Consider the following 15,154-nt stretch of genomic DNA (forward strand, 5'->3'; position numbering starts at 1 on the left):
TTGTGCCGCCAGGTGCACTGCTGAGTAGCTAAGTCCGGAAGAGATAAGCGCTGAAAGCATCTAAGCGCGAAACTCGCTCCAAGATGAGACCTCCCAAGAGGGGCGTTCGAGACGAGGACGTAGATAGGTGACAGGTGTAAGCGGTGAGAGCCGTTGAGCCGAGTCATACTAATACCCCGATAGGCTTCTTTGCGTGGATGTAGTCTTCGATATAGGCAGTATGTAGTATGTAAAGGCATTTATCTAAGGAGATAAAGAAGATATTGTTGGCGGCAGGAGCGGAGGTGAACACCTCTTCCCATTCCGAACAGAGAAGTTAAGCCCTCCAGCGCCGATGGTACTGGGGTCATACCCGGGAGAGTAGGTCGCCGCCACGTAAGAATTAACCCCTTCTGTTATGGAAGGGGTTTTTTGTTTATGTGGGGGTAGGGTGAAGTAAAGCAAAAGGCAGAGGTGTTTGATTTGCTTTGCTTGGGGCATTGAGGCAAGCGCCTCAATTGCCTGAACTTTGATATGGCAAAGGGAGTGGCTTGAAGCGACAAGGAGAAAAACGCGAAACAACAAAGGGATGCCCTAAAGCAGAAAAAAGGCAATGAACTTGTAAATTCAGAAGCAGGCTGTTTTTGAGCCTGTTTTCTTGCTTTTCCTTTTGGGACACCGCTTTGTGTGCTGTTTTCTTCTATTAGAAGCCTGCTTATTTCCTTCCCTCGCATAATAACTGCCTCAATGGAGTATTCTTCTTACCAGAGAAGGAGGAAAGAGCTCACTAAGAAAAGACGCAGAGCATCAATGTGCGCTCGCCGCCCTTGAATGTAGTTGCAGTTTAGAAACTCGGGCATGAACAGCAAAGGCACGATACTTTTTTGAACAATTTGCCATCTTTACTTAAGAGCTTGACTCGAAAAAGGCATGCACCAATGCCCTGAGAAACTTTGCTGCTGCCATCTTTCTGCCCGTGCTAGTGGCAAAGTTTGCCCCAGAAGATTTGTGTCACAATGGAGGCAGAGCCTTCCGGGGCATGTGCGTATGCTTCTTGGCTTTTGCTCATAGCCTTTCGGCTTCCCATTGCAGCAAGGCATCTGCAATTTTACGGTCGTTGGAAAGGCGCGGCACTTTGTTTTGCCCGCCCAGCTTGCCGATTGACTTCATGTAGTGCACAAAGGCATCAGCTTGCAGAGGGGTAACGACCGCTGGTCGTAAGATGCTGCCTTTGATGAGGTCGTCGTAATAAATGTTGAGCTGGCGTAGGGTGTCGTCTAATTTTTTGGCGAAGGCTTGCGGGTCATGGGGCGGTGTGTCGAAGGCAATCAACCATTCGTGATAGGGCAGCCCTTCGGGGGGGGTTACTTGTGGTGCTACGGTAAATTCAATCACTTTCACTTCGGGAAATGCCTCTAAGGCTGCTTTCATGGCTTTTTCTACCTCTTCGCCAATGACATGCTCGCCAAAGGCAGAGATGTAGTGCTTGATGCGCCCGCTTACCACCACTCGGTAGGGGTTGGTGGACACAAAGCGCACGGTGTCGCCAATGGAGTAGCCCCACAAGCCTGCGTTGTTGTTGACAATGAGGGCGTAGTTTTTGCCCTCTTCCACTTCGCCTATATGCAGCCGGCGTGGATTTTCGTTGAAGTATTCTTCGGCAGGGATGAACTCGTAAAAGATACCAGCATTCAACAATAACAAAAGCCCTTGGTGTTCGATTTTGTCTTGATAGGCAAAAAAGCCTTCTGAAGCAGGAAACAGCTCGATGGAATCGATAGCTTTTCCGATGCTGTCGAACAGCTTGGCGCGGTAGGGTTCAAAATTCACGCCTCCATACACAAAAAGCGAGAAGTTGGGAAATACGTCTTTGATTTTTTTGCCCGTGCGTTCTATGATGCGGTCGAAGTACATCTGCACCCAGGGGGGGATGCCCGATATGAGCGACATGTCTTCGCGCAGGGTTTCTTCTACGATGCGGTTGAGTTTTTCCTCCCAGTCTTCGATGCAGTTGGTTTCGTAAGAGGGCATTTGGTTGGTGCGCAAATAGGCAGGCACATGGTGGTTGACAATGCCCGACAGGCGACCGGTGAGGATACCCCCTTTGCGGTCGAGTACAGGGCTGCCCGAAAGGAAGATGAGTTTGCGGTCTAAGAAATCGCTGTTGCCGGTTTCATAGATGTAGTTGAGCAGGGCGTTGCGTGCCCCGTTGATGTGGTTGGAGATGGAGTCGCTCGTGATGGGTATGTATTTCACACCGGAGGTGGTGCCTGAGGTCTTGGCGAAATAAATGGGTTTGCCGCGCCACAATACGTCTGATTCGCCTTCTATGATGCGGTTCACATAGGGGCGCAAGCCCTCATAGTCGCGCACAGGTACCTGCCGTTTGAAGTCTTCGTATGAGCGAATGGCTTCGAAGCCGTGTTCTTTGCCGAAGGCGGTATGACGGGCTTGTTGCACCAGCCGTTGCATCCATTGTAGCTGGGTTTCTACCGGGCGCTGCATCCATTGTTTTTGTTGCTGCACCATCCACCATGCTAATGGCTTGCTCAAAGTAGCACGTATTCCCATAGTGTGTATTCTGTCGCTTACTTTCTTATGCAGGGCTTCAAGTTAACAAAAAGACGAAGATAAGAAAAACGGGAAGCCGTCTGTGGCTACTGTTTTGTCGCCTTAAACTACATGAAACTGTAATTGGTTGGATGAGCACCTCCTCTTGCCTCATTCAATTGAAAGACATGAAGATTTCGCTTAGTTCGATGTTTGTAGGCAATGCCTCGTTGGTTTTATTGGCAAACAAGGTGTATGAAAGAAGCGACGTTTGTGCGCCAAAAGAGATACTCAATAAGATGACTTGATGATTACACAGCCGGCACGGCATTTTTCAAAAAATAGGGCTGACACCTACTCATAAAACCGCCTCACAAAGGCATGTCTTTTAGGAAGGCGCAGCAGCTTACGGCTTATCCATGCATGCAGGAAACCACTGCCGTAGGCAGTCAGCTGGAGGAAGGCAGCCACCACCGACAGCAAAGCTACTTGCAACGAATAGTCATAGCCTATGAGGGCATCTATGAAAATTACCAAAGCCCATAAAAACAGGGGCAGCAAAGCAAGGGGCGAAACAAAAGCAAGCAGCAGAGAGGCTACCACAAACAAGACAAAGCAGGAAGGCAGCAGGTGGATAAGTTTTAAAGTGCCGGGATGCCGCTCGCTCAAATACACGCGTGCCATGCCCGAATTATAGATTTGCTTAAAGAACTGCCACAGTTTGGTTCTGCGCTTGTGGTAAACCCATGCTTCCGGGATGAGCAGGCAGCGGTAGCCGCGTGCTTTGATGCGCAAACTGAGGTCTATGTCTTCGCCAAAGCGCATATCTTCGGCAAAGCCTTGTACTTCCTTGAATACTTCGCGGCGCACGCCCATATTGAAGCTACGGGGTAAAAACTTGTTGGGATTGAAGTTCTTTCCACCACGGATGCCCCCGGTCGTCAGGCGTGAGGTCATGGCGTAATTGATGGCTTTCTGAATGGGCGTAAAAGCAGGATGGGCGGTATCGGGACCTCCAAAACAAGCCACCTTTTGTTTTTGTAGAAAAGCAGCGATATTTTGTAAATAATGCTCTGGCACAAGGCAATCCGAGTCAAGGAAAAGCACATATTGCCCACGGGCATCTTGGGCACCCCGATTACGACTTGCCGAAGGTCCTGAATTCTGTTTGTAAACATACTGAATAGGCAACTGCTCTTTGTACAGCTGCACTACCTGTCGGCAGTCCTTTTCTGAGCCGTCTTCTACCACAATCACTTCGAACGAGCGAAAAGACTGCTGGCATAGAGATGCCAACAGCTCATCTACTTCTTCGGGACGGTTATATACTGGAATGATGATAGAGAACAAAGGTACTTTCGACGCACTATGGACAGACATGACAAGTTTTTCAAAAATAAATGAACAAAACTTTATACTTGGAACGTTTCCAAATTGGAATGCAAGCTAATCAAAAAAACAAAAAGCAAGATGAAGACTTACCGTTTCAAAACCAATATCCATTGCAGCAATTGTGTGCGCAGTGTGAGTGCTTTTTTGAATGACTCCAAGATTCAACATTGGGAGGTGGACACCCACCACCCCGACAAGATATTGACCGTCAATACGGAGGTACTTTCCGCTGACGAGGTGAAAGCGCTGGTAGAAGAAGCCGGCTTCGATGCCCAAGCTCTGCAAAACGATTAGTTCGTTATGGAAGCGATACTTCAAGACAAGCAGAAAGACAAGCGAAGCCCGGAGGGCAAAGCAGTGCATCTGAAAGTGCACGGCATGAGTTGTACCAACTGCGCTTTGGGCGTGGAACGCTTTTTGACTCGTAAGGGCATAAAAGACCCGCGTGTCAATTTTGCTTCCGGAGATGTAGCTTTCACTTTGCCTGCGGGGCTGTCTTTGGAAACGGTCGTTGAGGGCATTCGTAAGCTGGGCTACGAGGTGCAGCCTGCTGACAACGCCCCGGCAAAGAAAGTTACCATATCCCCGCTGTTGTTGCAGCTACTGGTGGCGTGGGGTTTCACCCTGCCACTCGTAACCGCCATGTTTTTGCCCTATGCGTGGCTGCATGACCCCTTCGTTCAACTAGGACTTACGCTGCCGGTTTTTGCTATTGGCGTGCGCCAGTTTGGGCGCAGCGCCTGGCACTCCGTCAAGAGTGGCGTGGCTAACATGGACGTACTTATATTGACCGGTGCCACTGCTGCTTTGATTTACAGCCTTTATGGCTTGCTGACCGGCGGTGGGCATGATTACATGTTTTTCGAAACGACAGCCAGCATCATCAGCATTGTGCTTTTGGGCAACTATATGGAGCACAAAGCAGTGAAGCAGACCACTACGGCTGTAGATGAGTTGACCCGACTGCAAAAAGCCATAGCCAAACGCTTGGCGGTGAGTGAAAAGGGTAGGGAGGTGGTAGAAGAAGTGCCTGCCGATAGCTTGACAGTGGGCGATGTGGTTTTGCTGGCGGTAGGCGATGTGGTGCCTGCCGACGGCGAAATACTCGAAGGTGCTGGTTCTGTAAATGAAGCGCTGCTCTCGGGCGAAAGCCTGCCGGTAGAAAAAAGAAGAGGCGACACCCTGGTGGCAGGTACCGAAGTGGTCGATGGGGCTTTTCGTATGCAGGTGCAGAAAGTAGCGGGGCAAACCATGCTTGCCCAGATTATAGAGCTGGTGCAGCGGGCACAAGCCCGCAAGCCCGACATACAGCGCTTAGCAGACCGTGTGAGTGCTGTGTTTGTGCCAGCCGTGATAGCCATTGCACTGATAACCTTTGCAGCGAATTATTTCTTTGTAGGTGTAGGCATGAGCGAAAGCATCACCCGTGCCATTGCGGTGTTGGTGATTTCGTGCCCTTGCGCTATGGGCTTGGCAGTGCCCACCGCCGTGACGGTAGCTTTGGGCAGGGCAGCGCGCAGCGGTATTTTGTTGCGTGGTGCCGACACTCTCGAACGTATGCAAGGCATTCGTTATGTGCTTTTCGACAAAACGGGTACCCTTACCACTGGCAATTTCAAAATAAAAGAAATCAAAACGTTTGGCATCGACGGCGCCTTTGCGCAGCGTGTGTTGTTGGCTTTGGAACAGTCGTCGTCGCATCCGATTGCGCGTGCGCTTACCGAGCATTTGCAGGCAGAAGGCGTAGAGGTATTGCCCTTGCATTCGTTGCGTGAAATCAAAGGTGTAGGCATGGAGGGCACCGATGCCGAGGGCAATCGCTATCGTTTGGGCTCGTTCCGTTTGTTGCCCGAAGCGCAGCGCGCAGCGCTCAAGCAGTCCTACGACCTTTTTTTACTTTGCAACGAAGAGTTGATAGCAGCCGTTGCTATCGAAGACGAAGTGAAGCCTCATGCTACGGAACTTGTCGACTACTTGCACCGGCGGGGCATTCGCACCGTCTTGATTAGTGGCGACAAAGCCCACAAGTGTAACCAGTTGGCACAGGCAGTAGGAATCGAAGAGGTGTATGCCGAGCAAACCCCTGAACAGAAACTGCAAATAGTAGAGACACTGGCAAGCAAAGCACAGATAGCCATGGTGGGCGATGGGGTGAATGATGCCCCAGCTTTGAGCCGTGCGCATGTGGGCATCTCGCTGAGCAATGCCACACAGGCAGCCATACGGGCGGCAGAGGTGGTACTCTTGGATGGCAATCTGCGTCATCTGCAAACCGCCTTTGAAATAGGTAGGTACACCCTGCGTGTGATGAAACAAAACCTGTTTTGGGCTTTCTTTTACAATGTGCTGGCAATCCCCATAGCAGCAGCAGGCTGGTTGAGTCCTATGGTGGCTGCTTTGGCTATGGCTTGTTCTGATGTGATAGTGGTATTCAATTCGCTGCGCCTTCGTTGGATGAAAATCGAGTAATTGCTTGTCTTTTTTGTAGGCGTCGTTGGTATTCTGCTAACTAAGCTTTTGCTTTCATTTAAGACAGCCCCAAGCGACTTGATGTTATGCGAAATGGCTTTTTGTGTGAAAAGAAAAGAGCCTTGCCACAAGGGCAAGGCTTCATAGTATGCAGAGACCGCTGTTTTTAATTACTTGCTGAGTTTTTCTACCACCTGCGGCGAGATGCCCATCGAAGAGAAGCCACCGTCATGGTAGATGTTTTGCATGGTTACCTTGCGGGTGAGGTCAGAGAACAGCACAATACACATGTCGGCGCATTCTTCGGCAGTGGCGTTGCCCAGCGGCGACATCATGTCGGCGTAGTCATAGAACACATCGAAGCCCGAAATGCCGGTGCCTGCCGTGGTGCGGGTAGGCGATTGGGAGATGGTGTTTACACGCACTTTCTTGAGGCGACCGTAGCGCTCGCCATAGCTACGGGCAATTGATTCGAGCATGGCTTTGGCTTGTGCCATGTCCGAATAGTCGGGGAAGGTGCGCTGTGCGGCAATGTAAGACAGCGCCACTACAGAAGCCCCTTCATTGAGGGCGTCCAGCTTTTCGGCTACCTGTAGCATCTTGTGGAATGACATAGCCGAGATATCGAGCGTTTTCATGAACCACTCATAATTCAGGTCGCCATATTCGCGCCCTTTACGCACGTTGGGGCTCATGCCTATGGAGTGCAGCACGAAATCGATTTTGCCGCCCAGCAGTTCCATAGAGCGCTTGTAGAGGTTTTCGAGGTCTTCCACGGAGGTGGCATCGGCAGGAATCACCTCTGTATTGCACTGCTGGGCAAGTTCTTTGATTTTGCCCATGCGCAGTGCCACGGGGGCATTGGTAAGGGTGAAGGTAGCCCCTTCTTCTTTGGCACGCACTGCTACTTTCCAAGCGATAGAGTTTTCGTCTAGTGCACCGGTAATGATGCCTCTTTTCCCTTTCAATAAATTGTAAGCCATAGTTTCTCTTTGTTTTTGGGCTTTAAATGTAAGCTTTTTAAGTGAAAATTGTACGAATGCAGGAGCTTTTGTGTTGGGCAAACCATTGTCCGGCATTCTTTGTTCAAGGATAACAAACACAACGCAAAAAACAAACAGACTATGGCATTGAAAGTAGGTATTCAAGCCCCCGATTTTACATTGCCTTCTACCGAGCGCGACCTTTTCACGCTCAGCAAAGACATGGTGGGCAAGCCTTGTATCCTCTTTTTTTATCCCAAAGACTTCTCGAAAGTCTGCACCCAAGAAGCTTGCGAGTTCCGCGACCACTTTGCCGACTTTCGTGGCTTGGACGTAGAAGTCATTGGCATTAGCCGTGATGATATAGCCACCCATCGGCGCTTCAAGGAGCAATACAATTTGCCTTTTGAACTGCTGAGCGATGCTTCGGGTGAGGTGTGTAAAAAATATGATGCTTTGGTGCCTATATTGGGCATTCCCAAACGAATTACTTATTTGTTGGATGCTTCGCATAAAATAGTGGCAGCTTATCAGGAGCTTTTTGGCGCTCGCCAGCATATAGAAAGTATGCTCAAAGAATTGAAAAAACAATAGGACTAAAAAACATCAATTCTCATGGCAGTAGGGTGCTACTATGGCACCCTTTTTTTGTCTATATTTTACTAAAAATTACTAAAAAAATATACCTTTTGATTAGCACGCAATCCTGCCGTTTTTCGTGTAATAAAAAATAGTGTTGCAACATCAATTTGGATGCAGAAATGTTTATGTATTTGCTCTTTTTAGTTTTTGTCTATGTTTTTGTTAAAAAAGTGTGCTGTAATCTTGACTTGTTTTTTTTTTTTTTTTTAGAATTGAACTGCAACTCTTCCACTGCACCCGGGAGGTGAGAAGGGTTGCTATGGCGCCATATTGTTACGTCACTAAATCGTACATTAGCTGCGTTGTAGAGTTAAAGAAAAAAGAAGAATTACTGAACCTCGAACCTCTGAAAATAGAAAAAGAGGTGATTTATGGAGGTTTTTCTGATGTCTTAGAGGCAGGCTTTGCTTATGAGAATTCGGCAACTACGAATAACCATAACTGTGGTAACTGCGGGTGCATTAAAATTTCTATTAGGATAAGACAGTAAGTTGATGTTGGGTAGGGGAGCCTACCCAACTTTGAATCTCTAAATATTTTCAAGAAAAAGCTAAAAAGTTCGATGTTATGAAATCACTACCTTTCATTCCAGAACTACTTTCAGACGAAGAAAACCACTGCTTGTATGGCGGATTCTCGGAGTGTTTGACAGGAGGCGGGCACACCGCAGCAGGTACCAACGACAAAGAGTTGTGTGGTTTGGTGATAAACTGGAATTGTGATGCGCGAAAGGATTCTGTGAAGGGTAAAAGCACACCTGTCAAGCTCGTTGAATTTTCCTTTGTACTTGGAGACGGTAACCAAGAGAAAGGACTACGGATTGTTTATGACTCAGCAGGCGTAAGAAAGAAGCTTATCGTTCCACTCGACGGAAATACAATCTCTTCGGATAAGTAACCAGGGACAAAGGGCTGTTCACCGGGGATAACAGTAAGACGCAAAATTGGCATCGACTTATGCAACGCATCTGCTTTCTGTATGTAGCATGAAAGAAAGCAGAGAGGTAGGGTTTTGTCATTCTTGAAGTTTAGCTGTTCATCGACTACAAAGACATTTTGCCATGAAACTAAGCCGATACAATAACATAGTACCGTACAAGAGTAAGTATGCCCTTTTCAATGCTTTCAGCAAGAAGGTTATTTTTATAGAGCCATTGCTCAAAGACCTGCTCGAAAGCGCTGCGCATCATGGTGTGGAAGAGCTGGCACAAGTGCACCCGCAATTCTATGATTATCTCTGCCGTCATGAGTTCATCATAGATGACAGTGTAGATGAGCTGGAACGCCTGAAAGAGAAAGTGTGGGCTATAGACAACGCCACTCATACCTTTCAGCTGATTATCAACCCTACCATGAATTGCAATTTCAAGTGCTGGTATTGCTACGAAACGCACATAAAAAATTCCCGGCTAAGCGAAGAGGGAGTGGCGCGGATGCTGCGCTTTATACAGCGCACAGTAGAGCAAAATCCCGACTTGCGCCATTTCATCATAAGCTTTTTTGGGGGAGAACCGCTGCTTTACTTCGAGCGTAATGTGAAGCCATTGATAAGTGAAGCAAAGCGTTTGTTGCAAGAAGCAGGCGTTTCTTTGAGCCTGCACTTTACTACCAATGGCTATTTGATAAATGAAGCCATGATTGATTTCTTTCTTAAAGAAGGCTTGTTGCCAAGTTTTCAGATTACCCTCGATGGCGACGAGCAAACCCACAACCGCGTGCGTTACGTGAACGAAAAGAAGGGCTCTTATCGTGAAATTGTGCACAATATTAAGCAACTTGCCATTGCCGGTTTGGGGGTCTCGGTGCGCATCAACTACACGGCTGCCAATATTGCTTCGGTGAAACAGGTGCCCTATGATTTTGCAGAGCTTCCTGCCGAAGCCAAATCTCACATAAGCTTTAGCTTTCATCGGGTGTGGCAAGACACAGAAGGCGACGTTAAGGAAGAGGTAGCAGCAGCTATGGAGGTGGTACGGGCAGCAGGATTTCCTGCTATAGAACAGTCAGCGGTGGACGCTGTCGAAGCTTCGTGCTATGCCGACAAACGGCAGAGTGCCGTCATCAACTACAACGGCGACGTGTATAAGTGCACGGCGCGCGACTTCAAACCTGAAAACCGAGTGGGCTATCTTGCTGAAACAGGGGAGATTGTATGGGAGGACGACCATCTCGAGAAGCGCATGAATATCAAGTTTCGCAACCGCCCTTGCTTAAGCTGCCGCATACAACCGCTGTGCAATGGGGGCTGCTCGCAACAGGCAATCGAACATGTGGGCGAAGATTACTGTGTGTATAACGGCGATGAACGTGAAAAAGACTACGTGGTTATTCAGCATATCGAACGTATTCTGCTTGCCCAGACACATAAAGCAGTGGGCTAAACGTGTGCCTTTTGTACCTCAACTCGAAAGTGCCGACTGTGGTCCTGCTTGCCTTGCTATGATTGCCCGTTATCATGGCATAAAGGTGCATGTGAAGCAATTGCGTGCACTGGGCAAGCTGTCGCGCCTGGGGGTATCAGTAGCACAACTGCTGCATTTGGCGCAGCAGATAGGTTTGGAAGCGAAGGCATACAAGGCATCGCCCGGGGAGTTGGAACAGCTGCCACTGCCTTGCATTCTTTTCTGGAAACAGGACCACTATGTAGTGCTGGAAAGGATAAGCCGGAAGAAGCAAGATGCTAAGAGGCGCTTTACGCTTCTGGACCCTGCCTATGGGCGTGTGCAGCTTACCGAAGAGGCTTTTTTGAACGAGTGGCTTGCTGGGCAGCCCAAAGGGATTCTCATATATTTGCAACCTGCCTCTATGGCGTCGCCTCTCGATTTGCCGCCCGTACAGAACGAGGGCATGCGCCATGTGCTTCGTGAAATCACCAGCTTTTTGGCTCGCAGAAAAGGGGCTTATGTAGGAGGTCTGTTGCTGATTATAGGAGGCATGGCAGCCAACTGGTACACGCCCAAGCTCTTCCAAGAGGTCATCGATGAAGGCATCATGCAACGGGACATCGGCATGGTACTGGCATTGTTGTTGGCGCAGATGGCGCTTTTCTTTGGCAGTTTTATAAGCGAGTCGTGGAGCACGGTGGTTTTTACCCGTTTGAACTTGGGGCTTTCGTTGCATCTGCAAGAGCATATGTTTCGTTATCTCACACGCTTGCCCCTTGCGTATTTCGATGCCCGCATCAATACTGAAACCTTGCAGCGCTTGGGCGACTTGTCGGAGGTGCGTCGGTTTGTGGCATGGCAGCTTATGAGTCTGCTGTTGCACCTAAGCAATATCTTGATATTCGGCTTTTTGCTTTATCGTCTCAGTGCGCTGGTTTTCTGGATATACGTGGGCTTCACGCTCTTGTCTGTAGGCTGGGTAATGCTTTTTCTGCGCCACCGTCGTGCACTGAATTATGCCAATGCGCTGCTCAAAAGTAAGCTGAATCATCTGTTATATGAGTTTGTGACCAAGATGCAGGAGTTGCGTATTTATCGTGCACAAGACCGGCGCCTTGATAAAATTATGCATTTGTCTGAAGAGCAAAACCGCCAAGAGTGGCGTGACCTGTGGTTGAATCTTTATCAAAATGCAGGTACAACGCTCTTCGGCAAGCTGAAAGACGTAGCAGTAGTGGCGGTTTGCGCTTATTTGATTATCCTCAAGCAGGAGTTGTCGTTGGGCGTACTCATGAGCGCCTCGTTCATCATTGGGCAACTAAGCGCACCGGTCAATGCTTGGCTTTTTAGTGTGGATGAGCTGCAGAGCTTTCGCATTGCCCAAGAACGCCTGGGGCTTGTATTTGAGCAAGCACCCGAGCAACCCCCCGGACGTAAAAAGCCTTTGCCTGAATCCATTCAAACACTAACCATCCGCGGGCTTTCTTTCTACTATCCGGGGTACGAACACCGTTTGATTCTTGACGACATTCATTTGGAAATACGTCGAGGTGAAAAAGTAGCCATTGTAGGGAGCACGGGCAGTGGAAAAACCACACTCATGCGTTTGTTGCTGGGCTATTATTTTCCTGTCAAAGGCGATATACTGCTCAATGGGCAGCCCCTGTGGCATTACGACATAGACGCATGGCGCACACGCTGTGGGGTAGTTCTGCAAGATGGTTCTATTTTGAGCGGTACAGTAGCAGAAAATGTAGCACCCGGTGTGGAACAGCCCGATATGCAGCGTATAGAAGAAGTGTGCCGCTTGGTCTGTTTACATGACGACATCATGAAGCTGCCCATGCGTTATCAAACCAAGTTGGGTGGGGTGGGCATGCAGTTGAGTGGCGGGCAGCAGCAACGTTTGCTCATTGCCCGTGCGCTTTACCACCAACCCGACATCCTTTTCTTGGATGAAGCCACCTCTGCACTGGATGCGGCTACCGAGCGCGCCATTGTAAAGAACCTTTCTGCTTATTTGCAGCATCGTACAGCTTTCATCATTGCCCACCGTTTAAGCACAGTGCGTAATGCCGACCGCATCATAGTGCTGGAAAATGGACGCATAGTAGAAACAGGTAGCCATGAGGAACTTCTATACCGGCAAGGGCTTTATTATCATCTTATCAGCAATCAGTTGGCATTAGGAAGCTGAAAAAAACAACCAGACCAGGCAACCATCTTAACCAAAAAAGCATCTTGGTAAGTAGGAAATATTCAACATCATCCACTGAACCTTAAAAAGTAAAAGAGCATGAAAAAAGCACTATTTCTTCTCTTGTTTTCGGTTTTGCCACTACAAGACCTTTTGGCACAAAGGCAGTTGAGCGGTTGTGTACAAGACGAAGGGGGAGGCTTGCCCTATGCTACGGTTCAGCTGACCGACTCGGCAGCAGTTACTTTATCGACAGCAGCAGACGAGCGTGGATGCTTTCAGCTGCAAGTGCCTGAATCGGGTGTCTATCATTTGTGGATTACCTACGTGGGGTACGAAGATTATTACCAGCAGGTAGAGATAACCCAAGACACCCATCTGGAAATTCGGATGCAACCGGGTATACAGTTGAAGGGTGTGGAAATCACTGCGAGCAAGCCTTTGATAAGTCCTACTGCCGACGGTATGACAATGAGTTGGTCAAATACCGAAGCCTTGAAAGGGCTCACAATGCAACAGGCATTGACACGCTTGCCGATGCTGCGCAAGAAGGCAGACGGCTTACCGGAGATGGTGGGCAAAGGTCGGACGGTGTATTACTTGAACGGTCGGCGTTCGTTTTTGCCGCAGGAGCAAATAAAAACTTTGTTGGAGAGCCTGCCTGCTGAGGAGATTGAGCGAGTGGAGTTGGTGTTAAACCCCGGCGCCGAGTATGATGAACAAGGCGATGTGGCTATTGTAAAGATATATTTGCGCAAGGGTAGCCTGTATTCCCGCTATTATTTGAATGCATGGACACTTCAGAGAACCTTCAATTCGCAAGGTGGCAATCTTACATGGGCAAAACAAGGGAAATGGAACTCTACCTTGACGCTTGGTGCGAGCAATAACATAACGTACCACATTTACAAGAACGACATCATGGAGCGGGATGGGAGTGCTGCTTCTTACAATGATTCACGAAATATAGGCAGAGGGGGACTTGCCACTTGGCTTAGTTGGATAGCTTCTCATACCAAGCCCTCGGGGCAGCTGTGGGAAGTGCAGATGTCGGGACATTACAGCACGAACCAAAACTCACCTTCTCGGGATTTCAACAACTTCCGTCAAGAAAGGTATGTGGGCAATACTGTGCAGACTGTAGCCATGGGCAAGCAAAACAATTCCACGATGGGTATAGACGGAGGAGGGACTTTGGGGCTGTTCTATGAGCAACCTTTGAAGAAAGGGAAGCTTACACTGAACACTGTTTTCAGCTACTACAACAAAGAAACCGAAGGCATTATGAGTTATGAGGACTATTTGAGCAATGATGAAGACCGTCGTCGGCAGTATGTGCTTCAAAGCATACGCAGCCTGTACAACAAAGTAGATTATGAAGGTGCCTTGTCAGAAAAGAGTGTGTTGATGGCAGGGGTTTATGGGGCTTATTCGGTAAACGGAAACGACACGCGTTGGTGGCAGTGGCAGCAATCGGGTTATGTGCTTGAGGAAAAGAATAGTTTTGTGTATGACTACCGGGAGCATTACATCACGCCCTATGTGGCATGGCGGAAGCAGTGGTCGGCGCGTTGGCAGTCGAAGGTGGGTTTGCGTGTAGAGAACACCTTCAATGAAGGTTTTTTAAATGGGGAGCGTAAGTTTGAAAATACTTACTTCAACCCGCTGCCGGATTTGAGCATTTTGTTTGTGCAGAACGAGAATCATACATGGCAACTGCAAAGCCGGGGCAGTATTCGGCGTCCTGCTTTCTGGGAGTTAAACCCCTATCGTTTCTACTCGGCGCCTAACTATTATGTAGAGAACAATCCCTTTTTGCAGCCTTCTTACAACATAAGCAACACCTTATCACACATCATCCGCCAAAAAATTGTTTTAGGGCTTGTGTGGAGTTACACTGGTCGGCAAAGTGCACAGATGCTCTTGGAAGATGAAGAGGGCAACAACGCCTACAAGCGCCTGAATGCCGCAGACTTCCATAGTGGAAGTATTTTTGCCAACTATACCGAGAGCTTTTGGCAGGAGCGGGGGCAATTGAATCTTTCTGCGTATGGTGGTTATTTTCAATATTTACCCTACACTGCCTACGAGAGCATCATTTCAGATGCTATCAACTTTACTTGGAGCACATCGGGCACCCTTACTTTGGTGCCTGTTCAAAAGGAGGGCAAAGTGTTAAGTGTGGATATAGGAGGCTACCTGCAAGGACCGTTTAACCAAATGAACATGCAAATAGCACCGCTCTTTTCTTTCTACGTAGATACTAACTACAATTTTGGCGATTGGACGATAAGCCTGATTACCGACGACCTTGGGAGAAACTACATATCGCGCTTGGATGTGAATATGTATTCAAGGATAAGCAAACAATGGATGTATCAAGACGCGCGTTATGTGCAGCTGCGGGTGCGCTACAGCTTTGGCAGCCGCATTGCTAAATCGCAAGAAGGGCGTTTGGATAAAGGCGATATAGGGCAGCGTGTGGGTAAGTAAGTCCACAACGCATGTTTTCAGAGAAAGCAGGTGCTCTGTTTAGGAGGGCACCTGTCTTTTTGTGTA

The 15,154-nt window shown here is 48.5% G+C and carries 11 protein-coding genes and 2 rRNA genes; 10 read left to right on the forward strand and 3 right to left on the reverse strand.

The features are described from left to right. Together FHS56_RS10430 and rrf are read left to right on the forward strand one after the other, a co-directional pair. Window positions 1–193, forward strand: a 23S ribosomal RNA gene (locus tag FHS56_RS10430); the annotation flags it as partial. Between the two features lie 72 nt (window positions 194–265). Further along, window positions 266–377, forward strand: a 5S ribosomal RNA gene (gene rrf / locus FHS56_RS10435). Between the two features lie 667 nt (window positions 378–1,044). Here rrf and FHS56_RS10445 read toward each other — a convergent pair. Then, window positions 1,045–2,550 (reverse strand): GH3 auxin-responsive promoter family protein, encoded by a 1,506-nt coding sequence (locus FHS56_RS10445; RefSeq protein ID WP_166920564.1) that lies wholly within the window; start codon window positions 2,548–2,550, stop codon window positions 1,045–1,047. Window positions 2,551–2,681: 131 nt separating this feature from the next. Between FHS56_RS10445 and FHS56_RS10450 the strand changes: the two genes are divergently transcribed. Continuing rightward, the gene (locus FHS56_RS10450; RefSeq protein ID WP_166920566.1) at window positions 2,682–2,837 is read left to right on the forward strand and encodes a hypothetical protein; all 156 of its coding nucleotides are present in this window, start codon (window positions 2,682–2,684) and stop codon (window positions 2,835–2,837) included. Between the two features lie 46 nt (window positions 2,838–2,883). Here FHS56_RS10450 and FHS56_RS10455 read toward each other — a convergent pair whose 3' ends face one another. Further along, complete coding sequence (locus FHS56_RS10455) at window positions 2,884–3,909, reverse strand: glycosyltransferase (RefSeq protein WP_166920568.1); 1,026 nt, start codon at window positions 3,907–3,909, stop codon at window positions 2,884–2,886. 90 nt (window positions 3,910–3,999) lie between these two features. Between FHS56_RS10455 and FHS56_RS10460 the strand changes: the two genes are divergently transcribed. Together FHS56_RS10460 and FHS56_RS10465 are read left to right on the forward strand one after the other, a co-directional pair. Continuing rightward, the gene (locus FHS56_RS10460) at window positions 4,000–4,215 is read left to right on the forward strand and encodes a heavy-metal-associated domain-containing protein (RefSeq protein ID WP_166920570.1); all 216 of its coding nucleotides are present in this window, start codon (window positions 4,000–4,002) and stop codon (window positions 4,213–4,215) included. 6 nt (window positions 4,216–4,221) lie between these two features. Then, complete coding sequence (locus FHS56_RS10465; RefSeq protein WP_166920571.1) at window positions 4,222–6,390, forward strand: heavy metal translocating P-type ATPase; 2,169 nt, start codon at window positions 4,222–4,224, stop codon at window positions 6,388–6,390. Between the two features lie 170 nt (window positions 6,391–6,560). Here the strand turns inward: FHS56_RS10465 and FHS56_RS10470 are convergent, their stop codons facing one another. Beyond that, complete coding sequence (locus tag FHS56_RS10470) at window positions 6,561–7,373, reverse strand: enoyl-ACP reductase FabI (RefSeq protein ID WP_166920573.1); 813 nt, start codon at window positions 7,371–7,373, stop codon at window positions 6,561–6,563. A 141-nt stretch (window positions 7,374–7,514) separates the two neighbouring features. On the opposite strand from FHS56_RS10470, the gene FHS56_RS10475 reads away from it, so the two are divergent. The 5 genes from FHS56_RS10475 to FHS56_RS10495 all read left to right on the forward strand — a co-directional run bounded on the left by FHS56_RS10475 (window position 7,515) and on the right by FHS56_RS10495 (window position 15,088). Next, window positions 7,515–7,967, forward strand: a complete 453-nt coding sequence (locus FHS56_RS10475) for a peroxiredoxin (RefSeq protein ID WP_166920575.1) — start codon at window positions 7,515–7,517, stop codon at window positions 7,965–7,967. 615 nt (window positions 7,968–8,582) lie between these two features. Then, window positions 8,583–8,912, forward strand: a complete 330-nt coding sequence (locus FHS56_RS10480; protein WP_166920577.1) for a hypothetical protein — start codon at window positions 8,583–8,585, stop codon at window positions 8,910–8,912. A 163-nt stretch (window positions 8,913–9,075) separates the two neighbouring features. Next, on the forward strand, window positions 9,076–10,395 hold the full coding sequence (locus tag FHS56_RS10485) for a radical SAM/SPASM domain-containing protein (RefSeq protein ID WP_166920579.1): 1,320 nt from the start codon (window positions 9,076–9,078) through the stop codon (window positions 10,393–10,395). After that, the gene (locus tag FHS56_RS10490; protein WP_208409680.1) at window positions 10,367–12,595 is read left to right on the forward strand and encodes a peptidase domain-containing ABC transporter; all 2,229 of its coding nucleotides are present in this window, start codon (window positions 10,367–10,369) and stop codon (window positions 12,593–12,595) included. Before FHS56_RS10485 ends, FHS56_RS10490 begins: the two co-directional genes overlap by 29 nt. A 99-nt stretch (window positions 12,596–12,694) precedes the next feature. After that, a complete protein-coding gene (locus tag FHS56_RS10495; protein WP_166920583.1) occupies window positions 12,695–15,088 on the forward strand; it encodes an outer membrane beta-barrel family protein in 2,394 nt (797 codons plus the stop codon). Window positions 15,089–15,154: the final 66 nt, after the last annotated feature.

Origin of the sequence: Thermonema lapsum (assembly GCF_011761635.1) — a bacterium.
GTDB classification, from domain to species: Bacteria; Bacteroidota; Bacteroidia; order Cytophagales; family Thermonemataceae; genus Thermonema; species Thermonema lapsum.